Annotated in this window: 17 protein-coding genes and 1 pseudogene; all 18 read right to left on the reverse strand. The window is 47.3% G+C overall.

Annotated elements, in window-relative coordinates; all coding sequences use genetic code 11:
• Positions 1 to 36 precede the first annotated feature (36 nt).
• The 18 genes and pseudogenes from NSU16_RS19695 to NSU16_RS19780 all read right to left on the reverse strand — a co-directional run bounded on the left by NSU16_RS19695 (position 37) and on the right by NSU16_RS19780 (position 16,557).
• Complete coding sequence (locus NSU16_RS19695; protein ID WP_010332494.1) at positions 37 to 1,338, reverse strand: pyrimidine-nucleoside phosphorylase; 1,302 nt, start codon at positions 1,336 to 1,338, stop codon at positions 37 to 39.
• A 28-nt stretch (positions 1,339 to 1,366) separates the two neighbouring features.
• Positions 1,367 to 2,548, reverse strand: a complete 1,182-nt coding sequence (gene nupC, locus NSU16_RS19700) for a nucleoside permease NupC (protein WP_010332495.1) — start codon at positions 2,546 to 2,548, stop codon at positions 1,367 to 1,369.
• A gap of 92 nt (positions 2,549 to 2,640) precedes the next feature.
• Complete coding sequence (gene deoC, locus NSU16_RS19705) at positions 2,641 to 3,312, reverse strand: deoxyribose-phosphate aldolase (RefSeq protein WP_268504251.1); 672 nt, start codon at positions 3,310 to 3,312, stop codon at positions 2,641 to 2,643.
• A 105-nt stretch (positions 3,313 to 3,417) separates the two neighbouring features.
• Positions 3,418 to 4,359, reverse strand: a complete 942-nt coding sequence (deoR, locus tag NSU16_RS19710; RefSeq protein WP_339191780.1) for a DNA-binding transcriptional repressor DeoR — start codon at positions 4,357 to 4,359, stop codon at positions 3,418 to 3,420.
• A 132-nt stretch (positions 4,360 to 4,491) separates the two neighbouring features.
• Positions 4,492 to 5,322 (reverse strand): DUF1206 domain-containing protein, encoded by an 831-nt coding sequence (locus tag NSU16_RS19715; RefSeq protein ID WP_339191781.1) that lies wholly within the window; start codon positions 5,320 to 5,322, stop codon positions 4,492 to 4,494.
• 68 nt (positions 5,323 to 5,390) lie between these two features.
• Entirely contained in the window at positions 5,391 to 6,503 is a 1,113-nt protein-coding gene (gene eutH, locus NSU16_RS19720; protein ID WP_339191782.1) for an ethanolamine utilization protein EutH, read from the reverse strand.
• Positions 6,504 to 6,575: 72 nt separating this feature from the next.
• Entirely contained in the window at positions 6,576 to 7,922 is a 1,347-nt protein-coding gene (locus NSU16_RS19725) for an MmgE/PrpD family protein (RefSeq protein WP_339191783.1), read from the reverse strand.
• Positions 7,919 to 9,061, reverse strand: coding sequence for a M20 peptidase aminoacylase family protein (locus NSU16_RS19730; RefSeq protein ID WP_339191784.1), 1,143 nt, complete (start codon positions 9,059 to 9,061; stop codon positions 7,919 to 7,921). The genes NSU16_RS19725 and NSU16_RS19730 overlap by 4 nt, the downstream gene beginning before the upstream one ends.
• A gap of 15 nt (positions 9,062 to 9,076) precedes the next feature.
• Positions 9,077 to 9,826: an amino acid ABC transporter ATP-binding protein gene (locus NSU16_RS19735; protein ID WP_168749192.1), complete on the reverse strand. Its 750-nt coding sequence runs from the start codon at positions 9,824 to 9,826 to the stop codon at positions 9,077 to 9,079.
• 12 nt (positions 9,827 to 9,838) lie between these two features.
• Positions 9,839 to 10,513 carry an amino acid ABC transporter permease gene (locus NSU16_RS19740; RefSeq protein WP_268504245.1) on the reverse strand — a complete coding sequence of 225 codons (675 nt, stop codon included), beginning with the start codon at positions 10,511 to 10,513 and terminating at the stop codon, positions 9,839 to 9,841.
• Between the two features lie 22 nt (positions 10,514 to 10,535).
• Positions 10,536 to 11,330, reverse strand: a complete 795-nt coding sequence (locus tag NSU16_RS19745) for an amino acid ABC transporter substrate-binding protein (protein ID WP_339191785.1) — start codon at positions 11,328 to 11,330, stop codon at positions 10,536 to 10,538.
• A 23-nt stretch (positions 11,331 to 11,353) separates the two neighbouring features.
• Positions 11,354 to 11,851, reverse strand: a complete 498-nt coding sequence (locus NSU16_RS19750; RefSeq protein WP_168749196.1) for a GNAT family N-acetyltransferase — start codon at positions 11,849 to 11,851, stop codon at positions 11,354 to 11,356.
• Between the two features lie 13 nt (positions 11,852 to 11,864).
• The gene (locus tag NSU16_RS19755; RefSeq protein WP_010332506.1) at positions 11,865 to 13,190 is read right to left on the reverse strand and encodes an LLM class flavin-dependent oxidoreductase; all 1,326 of its coding nucleotides are present in this window, start codon (positions 13,188 to 13,190) and stop codon (positions 11,865 to 11,867) included.
• Between the two features lie 188 nt (positions 13,191 to 13,378).
• Positions 13,379 to 13,594 (reverse strand): annotated as a pseudogene (locus NSU16_RS19760) (hypothetical protein).
• Positions 13,595 to 14,581, reverse strand: a complete 987-nt coding sequence (locus NSU16_RS19765; RefSeq protein ID WP_339191786.1) for a choloylglycine hydrolase family protein — start codon at positions 14,579 to 14,581, stop codon at positions 13,595 to 13,597. It lies immediately after the preceding pseudogene.
• A gap of 151 nt (positions 14,582 to 14,732) precedes the next feature.
• Entirely contained in the window at positions 14,733 to 15,545 is an 813-nt protein-coding gene (yidA, locus tag NSU16_RS19770; RefSeq protein ID WP_010332508.1) for a sugar-phosphatase, read from the reverse strand.
• 39 nt (positions 15,546 to 15,584) lie between these two features.
• Positions 15,585 to 16,145, reverse strand: coding sequence for a hypothetical protein (locus tag NSU16_RS19775; RefSeq protein ID WP_010332509.1), 561 nt, complete (start codon positions 16,143 to 16,145; stop codon positions 15,585 to 15,587).
• Positions 16,135 to 16,557: a DUF3255 family protein gene (locus tag NSU16_RS19780; RefSeq protein ID WP_339192728.1), complete on the reverse strand. Its 423-nt coding sequence runs from the start codon at positions 16,555 to 16,557 to the stop codon at positions 16,135 to 16,137. The genes NSU16_RS19775 and NSU16_RS19780 overlap by 11 nt, the downstream gene beginning before the upstream one ends.
• Positions 16,558 to 16,592: the final 35 nt, after the last annotated feature.

Consider the following 16,592-nt stretch of genomic DNA (forward strand, 5'->3'; position numbering starts at 1 on the left):
CAGCACACCCCACTCAGGATGGGATGTGCTTTATTTTTATTCCGTAATTAATGTATGAATCAGCTTCGGCGCCTTCGCTTCCGCTGCGATGCGGATGTTGTCATAGACTTTCGCGATGACTTCATCGACGTTTTCGCGGTTGGCGTAAAGCGTCACGAGTGGTTCGCCTTTTTCTACCTTGTCGCCGACCTTTTTGCGGAGCATGATGCCGACGGCTAAATCAATTTCGTCTTCTTTTGTGGCGCGTCCGGCTCCTAACAGCATGGCAGCAACGCCGATTTCGTCCGCGACGATTTCGGAGACCACACCCGCTTCTTTTGCTGGCACATCAATGTGATAAGCCGCTTGCGGAAGCTTAGACGGATCGTCAACAATCGAGCTGTCACCGCCTTGGTTTTTTAAGAAATCTTTAAATTTCTCTAGCGCTTTGCCGTTTTTCATGACCTCTTCAAGCTTCGCTCTTGCTTCGTCTAATGTACCTGCTTTTTTCGCAAGCACGACCATTTGGCTGCCGAGTGTTAAGACTAGCTCGTGCAGGTCTTCAGGGCCTTCGCCTTTGAGCGTGTCTATCGCTTCTTTCACTTCAAGCGCATTTCCGATCGCAAAGCCGAGCGGCTGGGACATGTCGGAGATGACAGCCATCGTTTGGCGGCCGACTTTGTTGCCGATTCGTACCATTGCTTTCGCGAGTTCAGCCGCATCTTCCTCTGTTTTCATAAAGGCGCCCGCTCCCGTTTTCACGTCAAGCACGATCGCGTCCGCTCCGGCAGCGATTTTTTTGCTCATAATGGAGCTAGCGATAAGCGGGATGGAATTCACCGTACCCGTTACATCACGCAGGGCGTACAGTTTTTTATCCGCCGGCGTTAAGTTGCCGCTTTGGCCAATGACGGCAACCTTGTCGCGGTTCACAAGCTTAATAAATTCGTCCTTAGACAGTTCCACGTGAAACCCGTCGATCGCCTCTAATTTATCAATTGTTCCGCCCGTATGCCCGAGACCGCGGCCGGACATTTTGGCAACCGGCACATCAAGAGCCGCGACAAGCGGTGCGAGGACGAGTGTTGTCGTGTCGCCGACGCCGCCGGTTGAATGTTTATCCACTTTAATTCCCTCGATGGCAGAAAGATCAATCGTTTCACCGGAGTTCACCATAGCCATTGTTAAGTCCGCCCGTTCACGATCACTCATATCCTGAAAATAAATCGCCATGGCAAGCGCACTTGCCTGATAATCAGGAATGCTGCCGTCCGTATAGCCGTTCACGAAAAACTGGATTTCTTCTGTGGTGAGTTCTTTTCCGTTTTGTTTTTTGATGATAATATCTACCATTCTCATTTTAGTCACCGATCCTTTTCGATTATGTTCAGTAAATCAGGCCTACAACTGCCGCTGTTAAAAAGCTGACAAGCGTAGCACCGTATAATAATTTCAGACCGAAACGAGCAACAACGTTTCCTTGCTTTTCATTCAGACCCTTTACAGCACCGGCAATGATACCGATGGAAGAGAAGTTCGCGAACGATACGAGGAATACTGATACAATCGCTGTTGTGCGGCCGCTGAAGTGAAAACCGTTTTGCGAAAGAGACGTCATAGCGACAAACTCGTTCGATACCATTTTTGTTGCCATAATACTTCCGGCGTTAACAGCTTCATTCCATGGAATACCAACAAGAAAAGCGAATGGAGCAAACACATATCCAAGCAGGTCTTGGAAGGAAATACCGAGTACAGCGTTAAAGATACCATTGATCAAAGCAATAATCGCGACAAATCCAATCAGCATTGCTGCGACAACAACCGCTACTTTGAAACCATCTAAGATGTATTCTCCGAGCACTTCGAAGAAGGATTGTTTTTCTTCATTTTCTACACGGAGCATATCCTCATCTTTTGCGACCTCGTAAGGATTAATGATAGAGGCAATGATAAAACCGCCAAATAAGTTCAATACAAGAGCCGTTACGACGTATTCAGGCTTCAGCATCGTCATGTAAGCGCCGACGATTGACATGGATACGGTTGACATCGCAGAAGCGCAAAGTGTGTACAAACGCTGCTGTGACAGTAAACCGAGTTCTTTTTTCAAGGAGATAAAGACTTCTGATTGCCCTAAAATTGCAGATGCGACAGCATTATACGACTCAAGTCTTCCCATTCCGTTTACCTTGCTGAGGGCAAGGCCGATGTATTTAATAATAAACGGGAGGATCTTCCATTTTTGCAGAATTCCGATGAGTGCAGAAATAAATACAATCGGCAAGAGAACGTTCATAAAGAATGTCGATTGATCCGCATTCACCAAACCGCCAAATACAAAGTTAATTCCTTCTGCCGCATAGCCAAGCAGGTAGCTGAATCCTTGTGCAAATCCGCCTACGAGAAAATTCCCGATCCCCGTATTAAGGAGAATGTAACCGAGAATAAACTGCAAAATGAGCATGACAATAATTGGGCGGACCTTAATTCTTTTTTTGCCGCTGCTCGCGATCCACGCAAGGCCTAAAAACACGATTAAACCGATAATCCCGATCAAATACTTCATATGTGTTTCTCCTTTATTTGTATTCGCTTACATTATTATTTCCCCGGAAAGAAAAGCAGGGCACGGAAAGCAATTTGCCTTCCGTCTGCTTCTTAATAATTGTCTCCGCCGGCTCCGTTCTCTCCTTTTACAATGGAAACGCCTGCACTTGCGCCAATGCGGCTTGCACCTGCTTCGATCATCGTGTCTACATCTTCTTTCGTTCTGATACCCCCAGATGCTTTTACGCCAATATCAGGACCTACTGTTTTGCGCATTAAAGCGATATCTTCCTTCGTTGCGCCGCCTGTTGAAAAACCTGTTGAGGTTTTCACGAAATCCGCTCCCGCAGAAACTGCTAAACGGCATGCACGCTCTTTTTCTTCATCTGTCAGCAGGCATGTTTCAATAATAACTTTGACAAGCGCTTTTCCGGCTGCAGCTTCCACCACACCGCGTATATCCGCTTCCACTGCGTCATCTTCTTTATCTTTCAAAGCGGCGATGTTAATAACCATGTCCACTTCAGTGGCGCCTTTTGAAATCGCATCCTTCGTTTCGAACGCTTTTGTTTCTGTTGTGTTGGCGCCGAGCGGGAAGCCGATGACTGTACATACGTCAACTCCTGTTCCCTCAAGCTCTTTTGCAGCCAGCTGCACCCATGTCGGGTTTACACATACAGAAGCGAATTTGTATGTTTTCGCTTCTTCTATTAATTTCAGAATATCCGCTTTTTGTGTATGCGGTTTCAAAGCTGTATGATCAATTTTATTGGCTAATGTCATCCTTCGCACACTTCCTTTTTTGTTAAGATATTTTTTAGCATAACCGACTTTTGAACATATGTAAATTGGTAATTGAAATTTTGTTCAATGAAAGGTCTAAAGGTGTCACAAATCATTAACAAGTGCCCTTGCGGTATGCTGATCAATGATTAACACGTTGGCATACTTTCCTGTTAACGCACCGTGGATAGAAGGCACTTTTCGGCTTCCGCCGGCCACTAATATAGAGCGTTCCTTCAGCCTCAGATCTTCAAGCTCGACGCCTATGGTCCGGTCATTGATGGCGGTGCTGCAAATATTCCCTTCCCTGTCAAAAAACCGCGAACAGATATCTCCAACAGCCTGATGTTTTAGCAATGCTTTCTCTTCTTCGTTAAAATAGCCGAGCCGGAATAACAGCGCCTCGTCCCGGACGGTACCAACAGTAAAGAGTGCGATATTGGCCTGCTTGCCCATCTCGATAATCCGTGAGATATGGCGATCCTTCTCTACCATTCGCTTTACATCGGCGTTATCAAAAACGACAGGAAGCGGGAGATAGCGCGGCATCGTTTGAAAAGCCTCTGCAAACAGCTGAATCGTTTCAGCCGAATAGGTGTTTACCCGGGAATGGCTGATGCCGCCTTTCAGCTGGACGACCTCTACACCCTTTATTTGCTTTGGCTGCATGTTTTGCGCGATCTGATACATGGTGGTTCCCCAGCTGACGCCGACGATGTCGCCGTCTTTTACCGTTTCATGCATATATTCTGCACCGTAACGGCTCAAGTCATGTGTGATTGCTGCATAGTCCGGTGTCGGAGAAAACACAACGTGTGCTTCGAGAAGACCGTATTTCTCTTCCAGCATCGAACCCAGCGCATCTAAATCTTCAAAAGGGTCCATCACGCGAATTTGGACAAATCCTTTTTCTTTTGCGTATTGCAGCAATCGGGAAACGGTCGGCCTTGAAATGCTGAGCTGCTCTGCGATTTGCTGCTGACTGTAGTCAGACTGATAATAAAGCCTTGCCGCTTCTATGCTTAATTGTTGTTTTTCCCGATCCATTCCGCACCTCCCTTGGATCAGTTCGTGGTGAACCTGCTTTCGATTTGCTTTTATTATACAGGCTGGCGGCAGCTTTCATCCACCTGATTTATGAGAAACTGAAAAACGCTCTGGCACAGATCTGCCCAGAGCTTATTTTTCCCACTTCATATATTGATAAATGCCTTTCATGATGGCGTATATTCCATATAACACAAGCCCGCACGCCAAGAAGATCAGAATCAGTCTGCCATGCGGCTGCTGCGCGAGTTCAGCGAGCGCCCCGTCAAAGCCTCTTGTGTCGTCCGGATCAGAAGTGAGAGCGGTTTTTATGAGAAAGAAGCCGATGGCTGAGAAAATAATAGCACGGGCGATGTTGCCTGCGCGTCCTGTGTTTTTTGCAATACATATCATTTCTTTGCTCATTTTTGCCGTATCGAATTCTTTCATAAAAGAAGCACGGATACCTTTTATGAATTGAACCACTGCAAATAGGAAAAAGCCCGCTCCTGTGAGTCCCGTCAGCCACTGTCCAAACGGCTGCGCCAATATATAAGCAGACCACGTCTGTTCTGAAGTGCTGCCGCTCCCATGATCAAAGACAAACCGAAGGGCATTCCACGCAATTGATGCGTATACGGCGGCACTGAACAAATTTCCCGTTCTTCGTGACAGGCCCCTTCTTCCTGTGCCGTGGCCCTCTGTATCCTTAACCGCACTCAGCACCATCCATATGACATACCCGATGAGTCCGACTCCGATGAAGAAAAGCAAAATCGACCCAAACGGCATGCGTGATAAGGTTTGAAGTGCTCCGCTTGAATCCTTTGCCCCGCTGCCAGAACCGGCAGCCGTCATCAATGCCAGAATGCCGAGCAAGATAAAAACACCGCCGAATGTAAAATAACCAAGCCTTCCGAACCGCTTTATCCAAGGCTTGGATTCCTGTTTTATTTTTGAGATGCACTGGTCCTTCGCATCCATGTGCCCAACCCTCTTTCCGAATCGTTACTGTATCATTTCCCTAATAAGGAGAGTTGAAACAGCCTTCCTCAGTTTTGTTTAAGAGAGTCATGTCTTTGCTGCTCGGCCGAATAGGCGGGCGTGGCCCACGCAGCTGCCGCGACAGCTGTGATACCGCCAGCTAATTTCCCGATGATCATGGCTGCTGCCATTTCTTTTTTCATTCCCGCCACAAAGCCGAGGTGGCTGCCGAGCACAAAGGCGGCGCTGACCGCAAACGCGACATTGATAACCTTTCCTCTCGGCGTCATGTCTTTTAAGGTGGCGAGCATTGGGATATGGTGTGCCAAAGAAGCAACCATTCCTGCTGTCGCTGCCTGATCTAGGTGTAATACCCTGCCCAAAGTATAGAGCTGTTTGCCAAAAGCTTTTGTGATAAAAGCTGTCAGCGGAAAAGCGCCCGCTAATACAACCGCGATGGTGCCTACGGTTTGTATGCCTGTTTCAATCTTTTCGAGGCCTGGTATCAGTAAAATGCCTGTCATCGTTTCAATCGAGACAGCAACAAGCCCAATGATCGCAACAATACTGACAGCCTTCCCAAAAACGTGAAATACGCGGATTGTCTTGTCGGTGTAGCGCCATAATCCAAAAGCGATAACCGCAGAAAAAAGAATGGGAATCAGAATGTTTTTCAGGATCAATCCCATCTCAAAACCCGCAGCTACTCCGCCTACGAAGCATCCGATCGGCACAGTGCACAGTCCAATTAAAATACCTTTTGCAAAATAGGGGTGATCCTGTTTTTCAATCATGCCAAGAGCGACAGGAATGGTGAACACGATTGTCGGCCCCATCATCGTCCCCAGAAATACCCATGAAAACACGCCCGCGTCCGGATCTTTCGCCATTTCTGCTGCCAGCGCATAGCCTCCCATATCAATGGCCAGAATGGTGTTGGCAAAGGAGGATGGATCTGCGCCAATGGCGGCATAGACCGGGGACACGACGGGAATCAGTATTCCCGCAAGCACTGGCGCCAGCGACACAATCCCGACCATTGACAGCGCAAGCGGCCCCATGGCCTTAAAGCCTTCCGCAAACCGCTCGCCAAGCCCCCACCTGTTTCCCAAGCAATAATCGGCTGCTCCCAATAATAAAAAGATGGCCAGAATACATACAACCGCATCATTTACCGTCATGGCCTTTCTCCTTTTTCAAACGTAAGATTTGGCTTTATCATATCATCTGAAGGAGGGGATGGGAGGCGGATTCTAATCTAAATGCGATAAAAATTCTTTCATGTCAGCGCGCTCAATGGCTCCTATGATATGCGCTGCTTTTTGCACATCACTTGGCAGCGCTGATTTCAATTTTTCTTTTACGTCTTCTTTAGACAGACCGTTTCCGGGGGCTCCCTTTGGGCAGTCCACACGCGCTTCACATATGCGGCCATCTGATAAAAATGCACGAACAATGGTGAAACGGCCTTTTGGAACCGCTTGAGAGGCTGGCTGAATGCGATTGTCATACACACGCTGAATATGACGCATTGCGGCATGCATGTGATTTGGTATCGGGTCGCTGTTGAAATGTTCAGCAATCAGCTTCTGTCCGTGCAGGGCAAGGGCAATGACATATTCAACGCTAAAGCGGCCTTCCTCTCCTGTTTTTGGTGATCTTGCCGTTAATGCAGCATCTCCGCCAGGCGGAAAGACGACTTCAATCCGTTCTGTATTGTCAGCAGAAATGGCTTCCTGAGAGATAAGCTGGCGAATGGCATCTGCCGCGTGGTGTGCCGCGGAGCAGAATGGATAGATTTTAAACCATAGACCTGGCTTCACGATTCTCCATGGTTCGCCCCAATGGCTTAACAGCGTGGTTTGGGCCTTTTCTACATCACCGTATAGGCCGAAGAAACCTTTTTCTCCATCCAATGCCGTACGAGTGCCTCCAACATCAGATTGGGCCAGCTTAACAGCAAGCAAGCCTGATTGAGCTGCCAGCCCTGCGTGCAGCGGTTTCATTTCTGTACCGAATTGCACCCGCATTCCGGCAGACTGCGTTGCGGCAAAACCGATTGCTTTTTCCAGTTCTTCTTGATTGAGTTCCTCCGCGTACCCGACAGCACAGGCGGCAGCTATGGCTCCGAGCGTTCCCGTATTGTGCCAGCCTTTTTCATAGTGCAGGCTGCCAATCGACTCTCCAAGCCTTGCCATCACTTCCACACCGACAATATAAGCGCCAAGAAGCCGCTCGTCACTTTCGCGAGCGGCAGCTGAAGCAATGAGTGCCGGCAAAATCACTGCACTTGGATGTCCCCTTACATCGGAATGGACATCATCGAAATCAAGAGCATGGGCGATAAATCCATTGAGCAGCGCAGATTGTAATGGCGCTGCCTTTTTTCCTTGCCCGATAACAGGGACAAGGGGCGTGCCGCCTTCCTCTTCGATCAGGTGCAAAAGCTTTTGAATGCCTTTTTCTTCTCTTCCTGCGAATGATGCGGCTGTAAAATCAAGCAATCCCTTTTTGGCTTCACGCATCGCGTCAATGGCGTCCACAGGTTGTGATAATCTTACGGCCTCAGCAAGACCTGCTGTCAGTTCTGTTCGGATCATTTGATTGACTCCAATACAAGTACAGCCAGCTCAGCAAAGTAGCTGGATGCAACTTGCAGTGCGTCTTCATCCAATGTAAACGCCGGATGATGCCACTCTTCTGTGCCGTTTGTTCCCATCCAGACAAAGAGGCCAGGAATTTTTTCTTGATAAAGAGCGAAGTCTTCTCCGCCCGGGGATTGCTCCGCATGAACCGTATGATAGCCAAGCCGTGCCGCAGCTTTGGATGCCGCGTTTAAAAATGTGCCGTCATTCTGAACGGACGGCAAATAAGGAAACCACCGGAATTCGGCCTGTGCCCCGTAGCCCGCGGCGATTCCTTCAGCCACTCGTTTCATATGCTCTGGAACGGTCTTTCTCGCTTCTTTTTGGAAGGTGCGAACGGTGCCTTCCATCTCAGCCTGGTCCGGGATCACGTTCCATGAACTGCCTGCCTGTAATCTTGTGATGCTGACAACCGCGTTTTGCAATGAGCTGATATTGCGGCTGATCACAGATTGCAGGCCGCTGATAATTTGTCCTGCTGCAGCGATTGGATCAATACTGTTATTTGGGATGCCGGCATGTCCGCCTTTCCCTTTCACAACAATCTCAAACCGGTCAACGCTTGCCATGAGCGGACCTTCCTTTATCCCAATGGTGCCGACAGGCAAATCAGGCTTATTGTGCATGCCAAAAATGGCGGAAACGTCATCAAGTACGCCAGCTTCTATAACCTTTCTTGCTCCTGCGGCGATTTCTTCCGCAGGCTGAAAGATAAAGCGGACCGTGCCTTTCAGCTTGTCTCTTCTTTTATTCAGCAAAATCGCCGTGCCGATGATGGAAGCGGTATGAAAGTCATGCCCGCACGCATGCATCGTGCCGTCTATTTTAGAGGCAAACGGCAGATTCGTTTGTTCTTGGATCGGGAGCGCATCAATATCCGCTCGTATCGCAATAACGGGGCCGTCTTCCTGCCCTTTGATTTCGGCAATCACGCCAGTCTCTAATTGAGGAACGTCAACAATATCTATATGTTCTTCTTCAAGCCAGCGGCGGATTTTTTTTGTCGTTTCAAACTCTTGAAATGACAGTTCAGGGTGTGCATGAAGGTCACGCCGCATATTGATTAAACGTGTATGAAACGTTTCTTCGGCCATTCTTCTTCTTCCCTTCTATATAAGCTCTGCAGGCTCTCCCACCTGCTTGATAAATCGTTTTGTCCGTTCATTTTTCGGATGATCAAACAGTTCTTCAGGCGTTCCCTGCTCGATAATATGGCCGTCCGCCATAAAAATCACTTTATCTGCAACCTCTCTTGCAAATGCCATTTCGTGCGTGACGATGATCATTGTTGTTTGTTTTTCAGCAATCGATTTGATGACTTGAAGCACACCCGCCACAAGCTCCGGGTCAAGCGCCGAAGTCGGTTCATCCAGCAAAATCGCATGCGGGTTGACCGCTAGTGCCCGCGCGATGCCGATTCGCTGCTGCTGGCCGCCGGACATTGTGATCGGGTAGCTGTCCGCTTTATGCTCTAAACCGACCTGCTTCAGAATCTCCATCCCAATGCGGTTCGCTTCATCGCGTGATTTTCTTTGAGCCGTGAGTAAAGCCTCCGTAATGTTTTGCAGGGCGGTTTTATTTTTGAACAGATTGTAATTTTGGAAGACCATGGCCGTTTGCTGACGGAGCTGGTATGCTTCCTTGCGTGTAAACTTTTCCGCGTTCAGCTTGGCTTCTCCAATTTCAATGATGCCTTGATTGGGACGCTCCAGTAGATTCAAGCACCGAAGAAGCGTTGATTTTCCGGAACCGGACGGACCGATGATTGCCACCACTTCTCCGCGTTTGACTTCAAGGTCGATTCCGTCCAGCACGACCAGATCTTTAAACGCTTTGCGTATATTTTTTACTTTTATCAACTGATTTCACCTCTAAGTCCGGTATGGCTTGCTCATAGTGCGTTCAAACAAGTCCTGCAGGATGCTGTAAATGATTGTAAGAACCCAATAGACAATCGCAACCGCCAAATAGGTTTCAAAATACTTCAGATTTCCCGATGCATACATCTTACCTTGCGCAAACATCTCCATGACACCCAAAGTAAATGCCAATGAGGTTTCTTTTAGGAGGCCGATAAATGTATTACCCGTTGCCGGTATCGCATTTCTGACTGCCTGCGGAAGGATAATTCGTCTGTAGGCCTGAAGCTTCGTCATACCGACAGACAGGCACGCCTCCAGCTGACCTTCATCAACAGAGTTGAGGGCAGCGCGGAAAATTTCTGCCAAATAGGCGGCGTTTTTTAAACTTAAACCGATAATGGCAGCTGTGAGAGCTGTCATCTTGCTCATCTCCGGAAACAGCTGCGGCAGCCCGTAATAAATTAAGAACAGCTGCACAAGTGTCGGCACGCCCCGGAAGAATGAGATATACAGCTTTGACAGCTGATGAAGCACTGGAATTTTATTCTTTGTAATGAGTGCGAGAATAAGTCCGCCGATAATCGCAAAAACCATGGCTGCTACAGCCATAAACAATGTAATCGGAAGGGCCTGAATTAAAGTCGGGAATGCTGAGATCATGAATTCCCAATCAATCGTATTCATTCTGGTGGTTCACCGCCGTTTCTTAATGCTTCTGTTCTACTGTAATATCTTCGTTAAAATATTTTTCTGAAAGCTTTTTAAGCGTTCCGTCTTTGCGCAGTTCATCGAGCGCTTTATTGACTTTTTTACGGGTCTTGTCGTGCGCGTCATCCTTGGCAAATGGGAATGCGACTTGTTCGTACACAATCGGATTTCCGGCAAGCTTCAATGGCAAGCCTGTTTTCTTAATTTGCGCGATCAGCACACTTCGGCTGTTTACGTAAGCGTCCACACGTCCGTATGCGACATCCTTCAGCGTGCCTTCCTGTGTCTCGTATGTTTTGATATTTATTTTTTTGTCAGGATCTTTGCTTTCAAGATTTTTCGCGTGATTTGAACCTAATACAGCAGCTACTGTCTTTCCTTTTAAATCGTCTGCTGATTTGATGTCATTGTTGTCTTTTTTGACGACAATCTGTGTTCCTGCATAAGAGTACGGTTCTGTGAAGTTGTACATTTCCTTTCGTTCATCTGTCACCGCTACCTGATTGGAAATGGTGTCAAGCTTGCCTGTTTGAAGCTCTCCCATCAGACCGCTGAATTCGAGCAGCTTCCAGTCCAGTTTCATGCCGATCTTCTTTGCAACAGCTTCCATTACTTCTACATCAAAACCTGTCAGCTTTCCGTCTTCTTTATAAGCGAACGGGTAGCTCTGCCCGGTCGCACCCACATGAAGTACGTTGTCATCCGCTTTACTGCTGCTGTTTCCATTGCCGCAAGCTGATAGCACGGCTAATAACGCAGCAACTACCAGCACAGTCCATTTTCTCATTTTCATTTGATTTTCCCGCCTTTTATCTTTTATAGGTCATGTCGCAGTTGTTTTTTCATATAGACTGTCATATGTCCTTTGCCCAGATCCTGCTGGCCTGCTCGGACATATCCTTTTCTTTCGTACATCTCAATCAGCCACGGGTGCTTATCCGCTGTTCCAAGCGATACAAACGGAACCTTTAACGTATCACGCAGGATGGTCTGCTCCAGCCATTGAAGCAGTTTTGTCCCGACCCCCTTTTGTCCGGTTTCAGGATCAACAGCGAACCACCAGATATGAGGAACGCCATACGGCCCAGGCTGCTGTCCCCAAGGCATTCTTAAGGAGATGGTCGCAATGATCCGCCCGTCTTCTTCCATGACGTAACAGGCGTTTTTTCGGATATTGTTTAAGACCAGATCCAGATCGGCTTGGGCCGCGGCAAAACGAATGCCGAGCTTTCGAATCGGTTCATAGGCGCGCCTTGTCAGCTCGAGAAGCTGTTCGGCATCACGTTCAGTTGCCAGGCGATATTGCGTCTTCATCGAGCGTTCCTCCTTACCTCGCATAACGGTTTACCGGTTTTTCTAAACCGAAATGCTCTCTCAATGTTGTGCCTTCATATTCTTTTCTGAACACACCGCGCTCCTGTAGAATCGGAACCACTTTGTCAACGAACAGTTCAATTCCTTCGGGAAGAAGCGGGGGCATAATATTAAATCCGTCACAAGCTTTATGGTCCACCCATTCCTGCATCTTGTCGGCAAGCTGTTCCGGCGTTCCGACAAAAATGTGATGGCCTCTGGAGCCTGCAACGTATTTGTAAAGCTCACGTATCGTCATATTGTCCCGTTCAGCCATTTCTTGAACAAGCTTAAATCGGCTCTTCACCGCGTTGGATGTATCCGCGTCAAGCTTTGGCAGCGGCCCGTCTAGCGGATAAGCAGACAAATCAATTCCGCCTAAATAATTCTGAAGGATTTGCAGGCCGACAGATGGAATGATTAAATCCTGAAGCTCTTGATATTTAGCCCGCGCCTCTTCCTCAGTGTCCGCGATGACCGGAAAAATGCCCGGCATGATCGCGATTTTTTCAGGATCGCGGCCAAACTCGGCTGCCTGCTTTTTAATTGATTCATAAAATTCCTGTGCCGATTCCAAATGGTTTTGTGCCGTGAAAATCACTTCAGCCGTTTTGGCAGCCAGCGCTTTCCCGTCCCCTGATGAACCCGCCTGAATCATGACAGGCTGGCCCTGTGGCGACCTTGAAACGTTCAGAGGCCCGCGGACTGAGAAATACTCTCCTTTGTGGTTGAGCTCGTGCATTTTTTCTTTATGAAAGAATTCACCTGTTTCTTTATTGCGGATAAAGGCGTCCTCTTCCCATGAATCCCAGAGTCCCTTTACGACTTCGACAAATTCCTCTGCCCGCTGATAGCGCAAGTGGTGTTCGAGATGCTTTTCCCCGCTGAAATTCAGTGCCGTTGACTCAATGGATGAGGTCACGACATTCCACCCGGCACGGCCGTTGGACAGGTGATCCAGTGACGCGAATTGTCTGGCAATGTGAAACGGCTCGCTATAAGTAGTGGAAGCTGTCGCAGTCAGGCCAATGCTTGATGTCACCTGCGCCAAAGCGGAGAGCAAAGTAAATGGCTCAAACCTTGTTAACACATTTGGATGCGATTTGCTGTCAATTGACAGGCTGTCTGCTAAAAACAGCATATCCAGCTTGCCCCGCTCTGCTGTTCTCGCCAGCTCTTTAAAATAATCCAAGTTCATGCTCGCATCCGCAGGCGCGTCCGGATGCCGCCAAGACGCAACATGATGGCCGGTCCCCGCAAGAAAAACTCCTAATTTGATTTGCTTCTTTTTGCTTGTCATGACGTTACTGCTCCTTTTATCATGTTTTAGGCTGAAAAGTCCGAAAAATAAACTCCTATATTCCTAGTTGTTTAATGTGAATAAATCAAAATGTACATTTGTATGGCGAGTTTGTCAATGAGTTGAGATCAATTTTTTCTATACAAGCTGAAGAGTTCCTTGCGTGAACATGATGGAATAACATTGGTTCATTCAACTAGTGCAACCTCCATAACGGCAAAGAAACTGAGTCTGATGAAGCAGCGACTCAGTTTCTATCCAAACATTTTATAGAAATGCAGTTTTTAACATTTCCTTTGCCTTTTCTTCTCTTTTGCAAACCGCCTATCCATTCAGACGCCGTCACTATCATATAAAAAAACAGCTGACTCCGGATTCAAACCTGAATCAGCTGATTGAGTCAACTAATTAAGCTCATGAATACTCTCTTCTACTCTAGTGGAAAACACTTTAGGCTCTAAGCAGTCAAGGTCTTCATGAAATAAATTTACTTTTTGGATTTGCCGATTGTCATAGTGGTGGAAATAATAGTTTCCAGTGTCGTTGCACATCACGGAAGTATATTGCGTATAATCAATTTCATCTTCCTCCGTTATCACTGTGCCCTTGGGTATCGTCATATTCGCCAAAATTTGAAAAGCGGCTGTTACCCCTTTCGTTTCATCGGCCGCCGGCTCTAGATGTTCTTTCAAATAAACAGCTCTGACAAACCGGGAAGGCGGTGTATAATCCCCCGGAAGGCCCACAGTCCCAGAGCCTTGGCCAAAAGCGGACAGCGGTAATCCGCCCATCTCCTTGCTCTCTAATTGCTTCGGTCTGATTCCAATATATTGCCGTAAATTGGTCACATGCCATAAAAAGTCGGGGCTGTTCGTCATGACACCAGGTTGATTGTCATAGACTTTGAGGCCGTCTGCTCTCGGTTCTATCGTCAGGCTGCGTCCCGTCCGGTCTGACAATATCCAGTGAAGCGGTAAAACTGTATCCAATAGATCTAATTTTTTCTCTACAATCGTTAAAGATCGAATCTTTTCTTTCAAGTCTTCCAAAGACTTACAGACTGACAGCGCCCATGTCACAAACTCATGCGGGGCAATGTGAACGGTGTCTTCCCGTATCGTTTTTTCGTACTCCGCATAGCCCGGAAAATAAAGTGCAGCACACGATAAACCGTTTTCATTAACGCCGTCTGCAAATAAAATATTCCCAAGTTTTCTCCCCATACCGATAAAAGCGTACTGTGTCTGATGGGCCTTTCCGTCAGCTTCACTACTCCAACTGTAACGGCGCGGATAGAGAATCACCTCTGTCCCCAGCTGAAATGCAAAATCCATTGTTCTTGCTAATACATGTTTCCGGTCAGCAGTTTCCAATGTAAGACTTGTGCACATTTGATCAGTCCCCTTTTCAATTCAGATTAATATCATACATATTGTGAATGAATTGGTTTTATCAGCATAACGAAAGTCAAATCGATTCGTCAAAGAATTGACATTACATCTAATAAAACGAAAAAGTCCAGCCTTTAGAAGGCTGGACTTTTTATTTAGCCAAAACAAGCTCGTGAATCGCATGTGCAACGCCATGTTCATTATTAGAGCGCGTTTGAAAGTTTGCGGCCTCAAGCACTTCCGGAATGGCGTTTGCCATGGCAACACCGCAGCCGGCCCATTCGATCATTGTCAGATCATTGCCGTTGTCGCCTATGCTCATGACTTCAGCCTGCTCGATTCCGAGCAGATTCGCCAGCTGACGCACAGCATTTCCTTTGCTTGCTTCCGGATGCAGAATTTCGTAAAAGAAAGGCGCGCTTCTGACCATCGTATACTTTTCTCTCACGTCTTTCGGTATCGATGTAATGACGTGGCTTAAGTGCTCTGGTTTATCAATAAACATCACTTTCGGAATGAGAATGTCTTTAGGCATCTCCTCAATTTTGCGGTAATGAAGCGGCACCTGTGTCACGTACGACTCATATACAGTAAATTCGCTGATATCACGGTTAGGCGTATACAGGTTGGCTGAGTCGAAGAAGTGCATCGGTGTCTCCAGCTCTAAGCTCAGGTCATATAATGATGCCAAATCATCATATCCTAGAGACAATTCCGTCACCACTTCTTTTGTATGCGTATTTTGAACAAGCGCCCCGTTATAGGCAATCACATAGTCGCCTTCCTCAATTAAATTGAGTTCATCTAAGTATCTCCGAACACCCCCGATAGGCCGGCCGGTGCAAAGGACAATTTTTACCCCTTCCGCTTTTGCGGCATGCAGCGCGTCACGGACCTCCGCCGTCACTTCATGATGATCATTTAAAAGTGTTCCGTCCATATCGATTGCTATTAATTTGTACATTCTGCATCTCCTTCGTGTCGTTTTCAGGCTATAGTCCCATCATATCGTTTTTTCTTTTTGATATTCAACCGCAAGAGATGATTTTCTCCTGTTTCTGTTTAGACGTCTGCCTTGTCTCCGAATCCGCGTGCGCGGCTTGCGCTTTGGTTCTGGACCCTTTTCGCCGGTCTCTGCTTGTTTCTGTTTCATCAGCAGGAAGCCGGCAGCTAAAAATGGAATACCCGTGATATTGAAGATGGCAAGCTTCACACCCGCCGCCGTCAAAAAATATGCCCAAGAAGATGAAGGGTTCCGTCTGATCATCACATAAGCGGCTATTTCGAGAATAATCATGATCGCATGCAGCACTAAACAATACATAAGCAATGCAATCACAAAAAACAGAACATAATTCACCAGTGCGCCCGAGTACATCATAGAACGCAGCATTTGCATAAATGATAACGACTGCATCGACCCGTTAATGACATTCGGATTGTAGATCGTATAGCCACTAAATAAATGTTTGATTTTGAGAAAAGCCCATAATACGAATATCCACTGAATGATATGTAAAATAAGACCTGTCACCACTAGACTTTCCGCTTTTTTATTTCTCATGTTTCTCCTCCTTGCCGGCCTTTGACTCGATTCTTGTCATCGTTTTGGCCTGACCATTTTGCTCCCATATCAACGTTCCGTCTCTTCCTCTTTTCAGTTTGCTTTTGAGCGGATAATAGGAGCCAAGGTACTGGATCTCAATGGAGCCGTCAGTGCTTTGAGACATCACCTTGTATTCCATAAAGGGCAGCTGCACCTCTCCTCTCCCTTCAATCACCTCCGTCTCCAGCACCTTGTCTTTGGTAAATGTGACCGTTGCTGATTTCACGCCGTCCGTGGGACCGGGGGTAATGCCCTCATCCCAAGTTCCGTAATAAAACGGCTTCTCTTCTTTTGGCTGCTGGCATCCCGTAAGCATGAGACATACAGCAGACAAGAACAAAATGATAGGTCCTTTTCTGCACAATGTCATCACCTTCCTTTCTGCCCCTTTTTAGGCGAATGCCG

Origin of the sequence: Bacillus sp. FSL K6-1003 (genome assembly GCF_037964945.1) — a bacterium.
Taxonomy (GTDB): domain Bacteria; phylum Bacillota; class Bacilli; order Bacillales; family Bacillaceae; genus Bacillus; species Bacillus mojavensis.

Excerpts from the sequence above, each read along its gene's own strand:
- NSU16_RS19695 (WP_010332494.1), bottom strand. The coding sequence starts at position 1,338 with ATGAGAATGGTAGATATTATCATCAAAAAACAAAACGGAAAAGAACTC.
- nupC (WP_010332495.1), bottom strand. The coding sequence starts at position 2,548 with ATGAAGTATTTGATCGGGATTATCGGTTTAATCGTGTTTTTAGGCCTT.
- deoC (WP_268504251.1), bottom strand. The coding sequence starts at position 3,312 with ATGACATTAGCCAATAAAATTGATCATACAGCTTTGAAACCGCATACA.
- deoR (WP_339191780.1), bottom strand. The coding sequence starts at position 4,359 with ATGGATCGGGAAAAACAACAATTAAGCATAGAAGCGGCAAGGCTTTAT.
- NSU16_RS19715 (WP_339191781.1), bottom strand. The coding sequence starts at position 5,322 with ATGGATGCGAAGGACCAGTGCATCTCAAAAATAAAACAGGAATCCAAG.
- eutH (WP_339191782.1), bottom strand. The coding sequence starts at position 6,503 with ATGACGGTAAATGATGCGGTTGTATGTATTCTGGCCATCTTTTTATTA.
- NSU16_RS19725 (WP_339191783.1), bottom strand. The coding sequence starts at position 7,922 with ATGATCCGAACAGAACTGACAGCAGGTCTTGCTGAGGCCGTAAGATTA.
- NSU16_RS19730 (WP_339191784.1), bottom strand. The coding sequence starts at position 9,061 with ATGGCCGAAGAAACGTTTCATACACGTTTAATCAATATGCGGCGTGAC.
- NSU16_RS19740 (WP_268504245.1), bottom strand. The coding sequence starts at position 10,513 with ATGAATACGATTGATTGGGAATTCATGATCTCAGCATTCCCGACTTTA.
- NSU16_RS19745 (WP_339191785.1), bottom strand. The coding sequence starts at position 11,330 with ATGAAAATGAGAAAATGGACTGTGCTGGTAGTTGCTGCGTTATTAGCC.
- NSU16_RS19750 (WP_168749196.1), bottom strand. The coding sequence starts at position 11,851 with ATGAAGACGCAATATCGCCTGGCAACTGAACGTGATGCCGAACAGCTT.
- NSU16_RS19755 (WP_010332506.1), bottom strand. The coding sequence starts at position 13,190 with ATGACAAGCAAAAAGAAGCAAATCAAATTAGGAGTTTTTCTTGCGGGG.
- NSU16_RS19765 (WP_339191786.1), bottom strand. The coding sequence starts at position 14,581 with ATGTGCACAAGTCTTACATTGGAAACTGCTGACCGGAAACATGTATTA.
- yidA (WP_010332508.1), bottom strand. The coding sequence starts at position 15,545 with ATGTACAAATTAATAGCAATCGATATGGACGGAACACTTTTAAATGAT.
- NSU16_RS19775 (WP_010332509.1), bottom strand. The coding sequence starts at position 16,145 with ATGAGAAATAAAAAAGCGGAAAGTCTAGTGGTGACAGGTCTTATTTTA.
- NSU16_RS19780 (WP_339192728.1), bottom strand. The coding sequence starts at position 16,557 with ATGACATTGTGCAGAAAAGGACCTATCATTTTGTTCTTGTCTGCTGTA.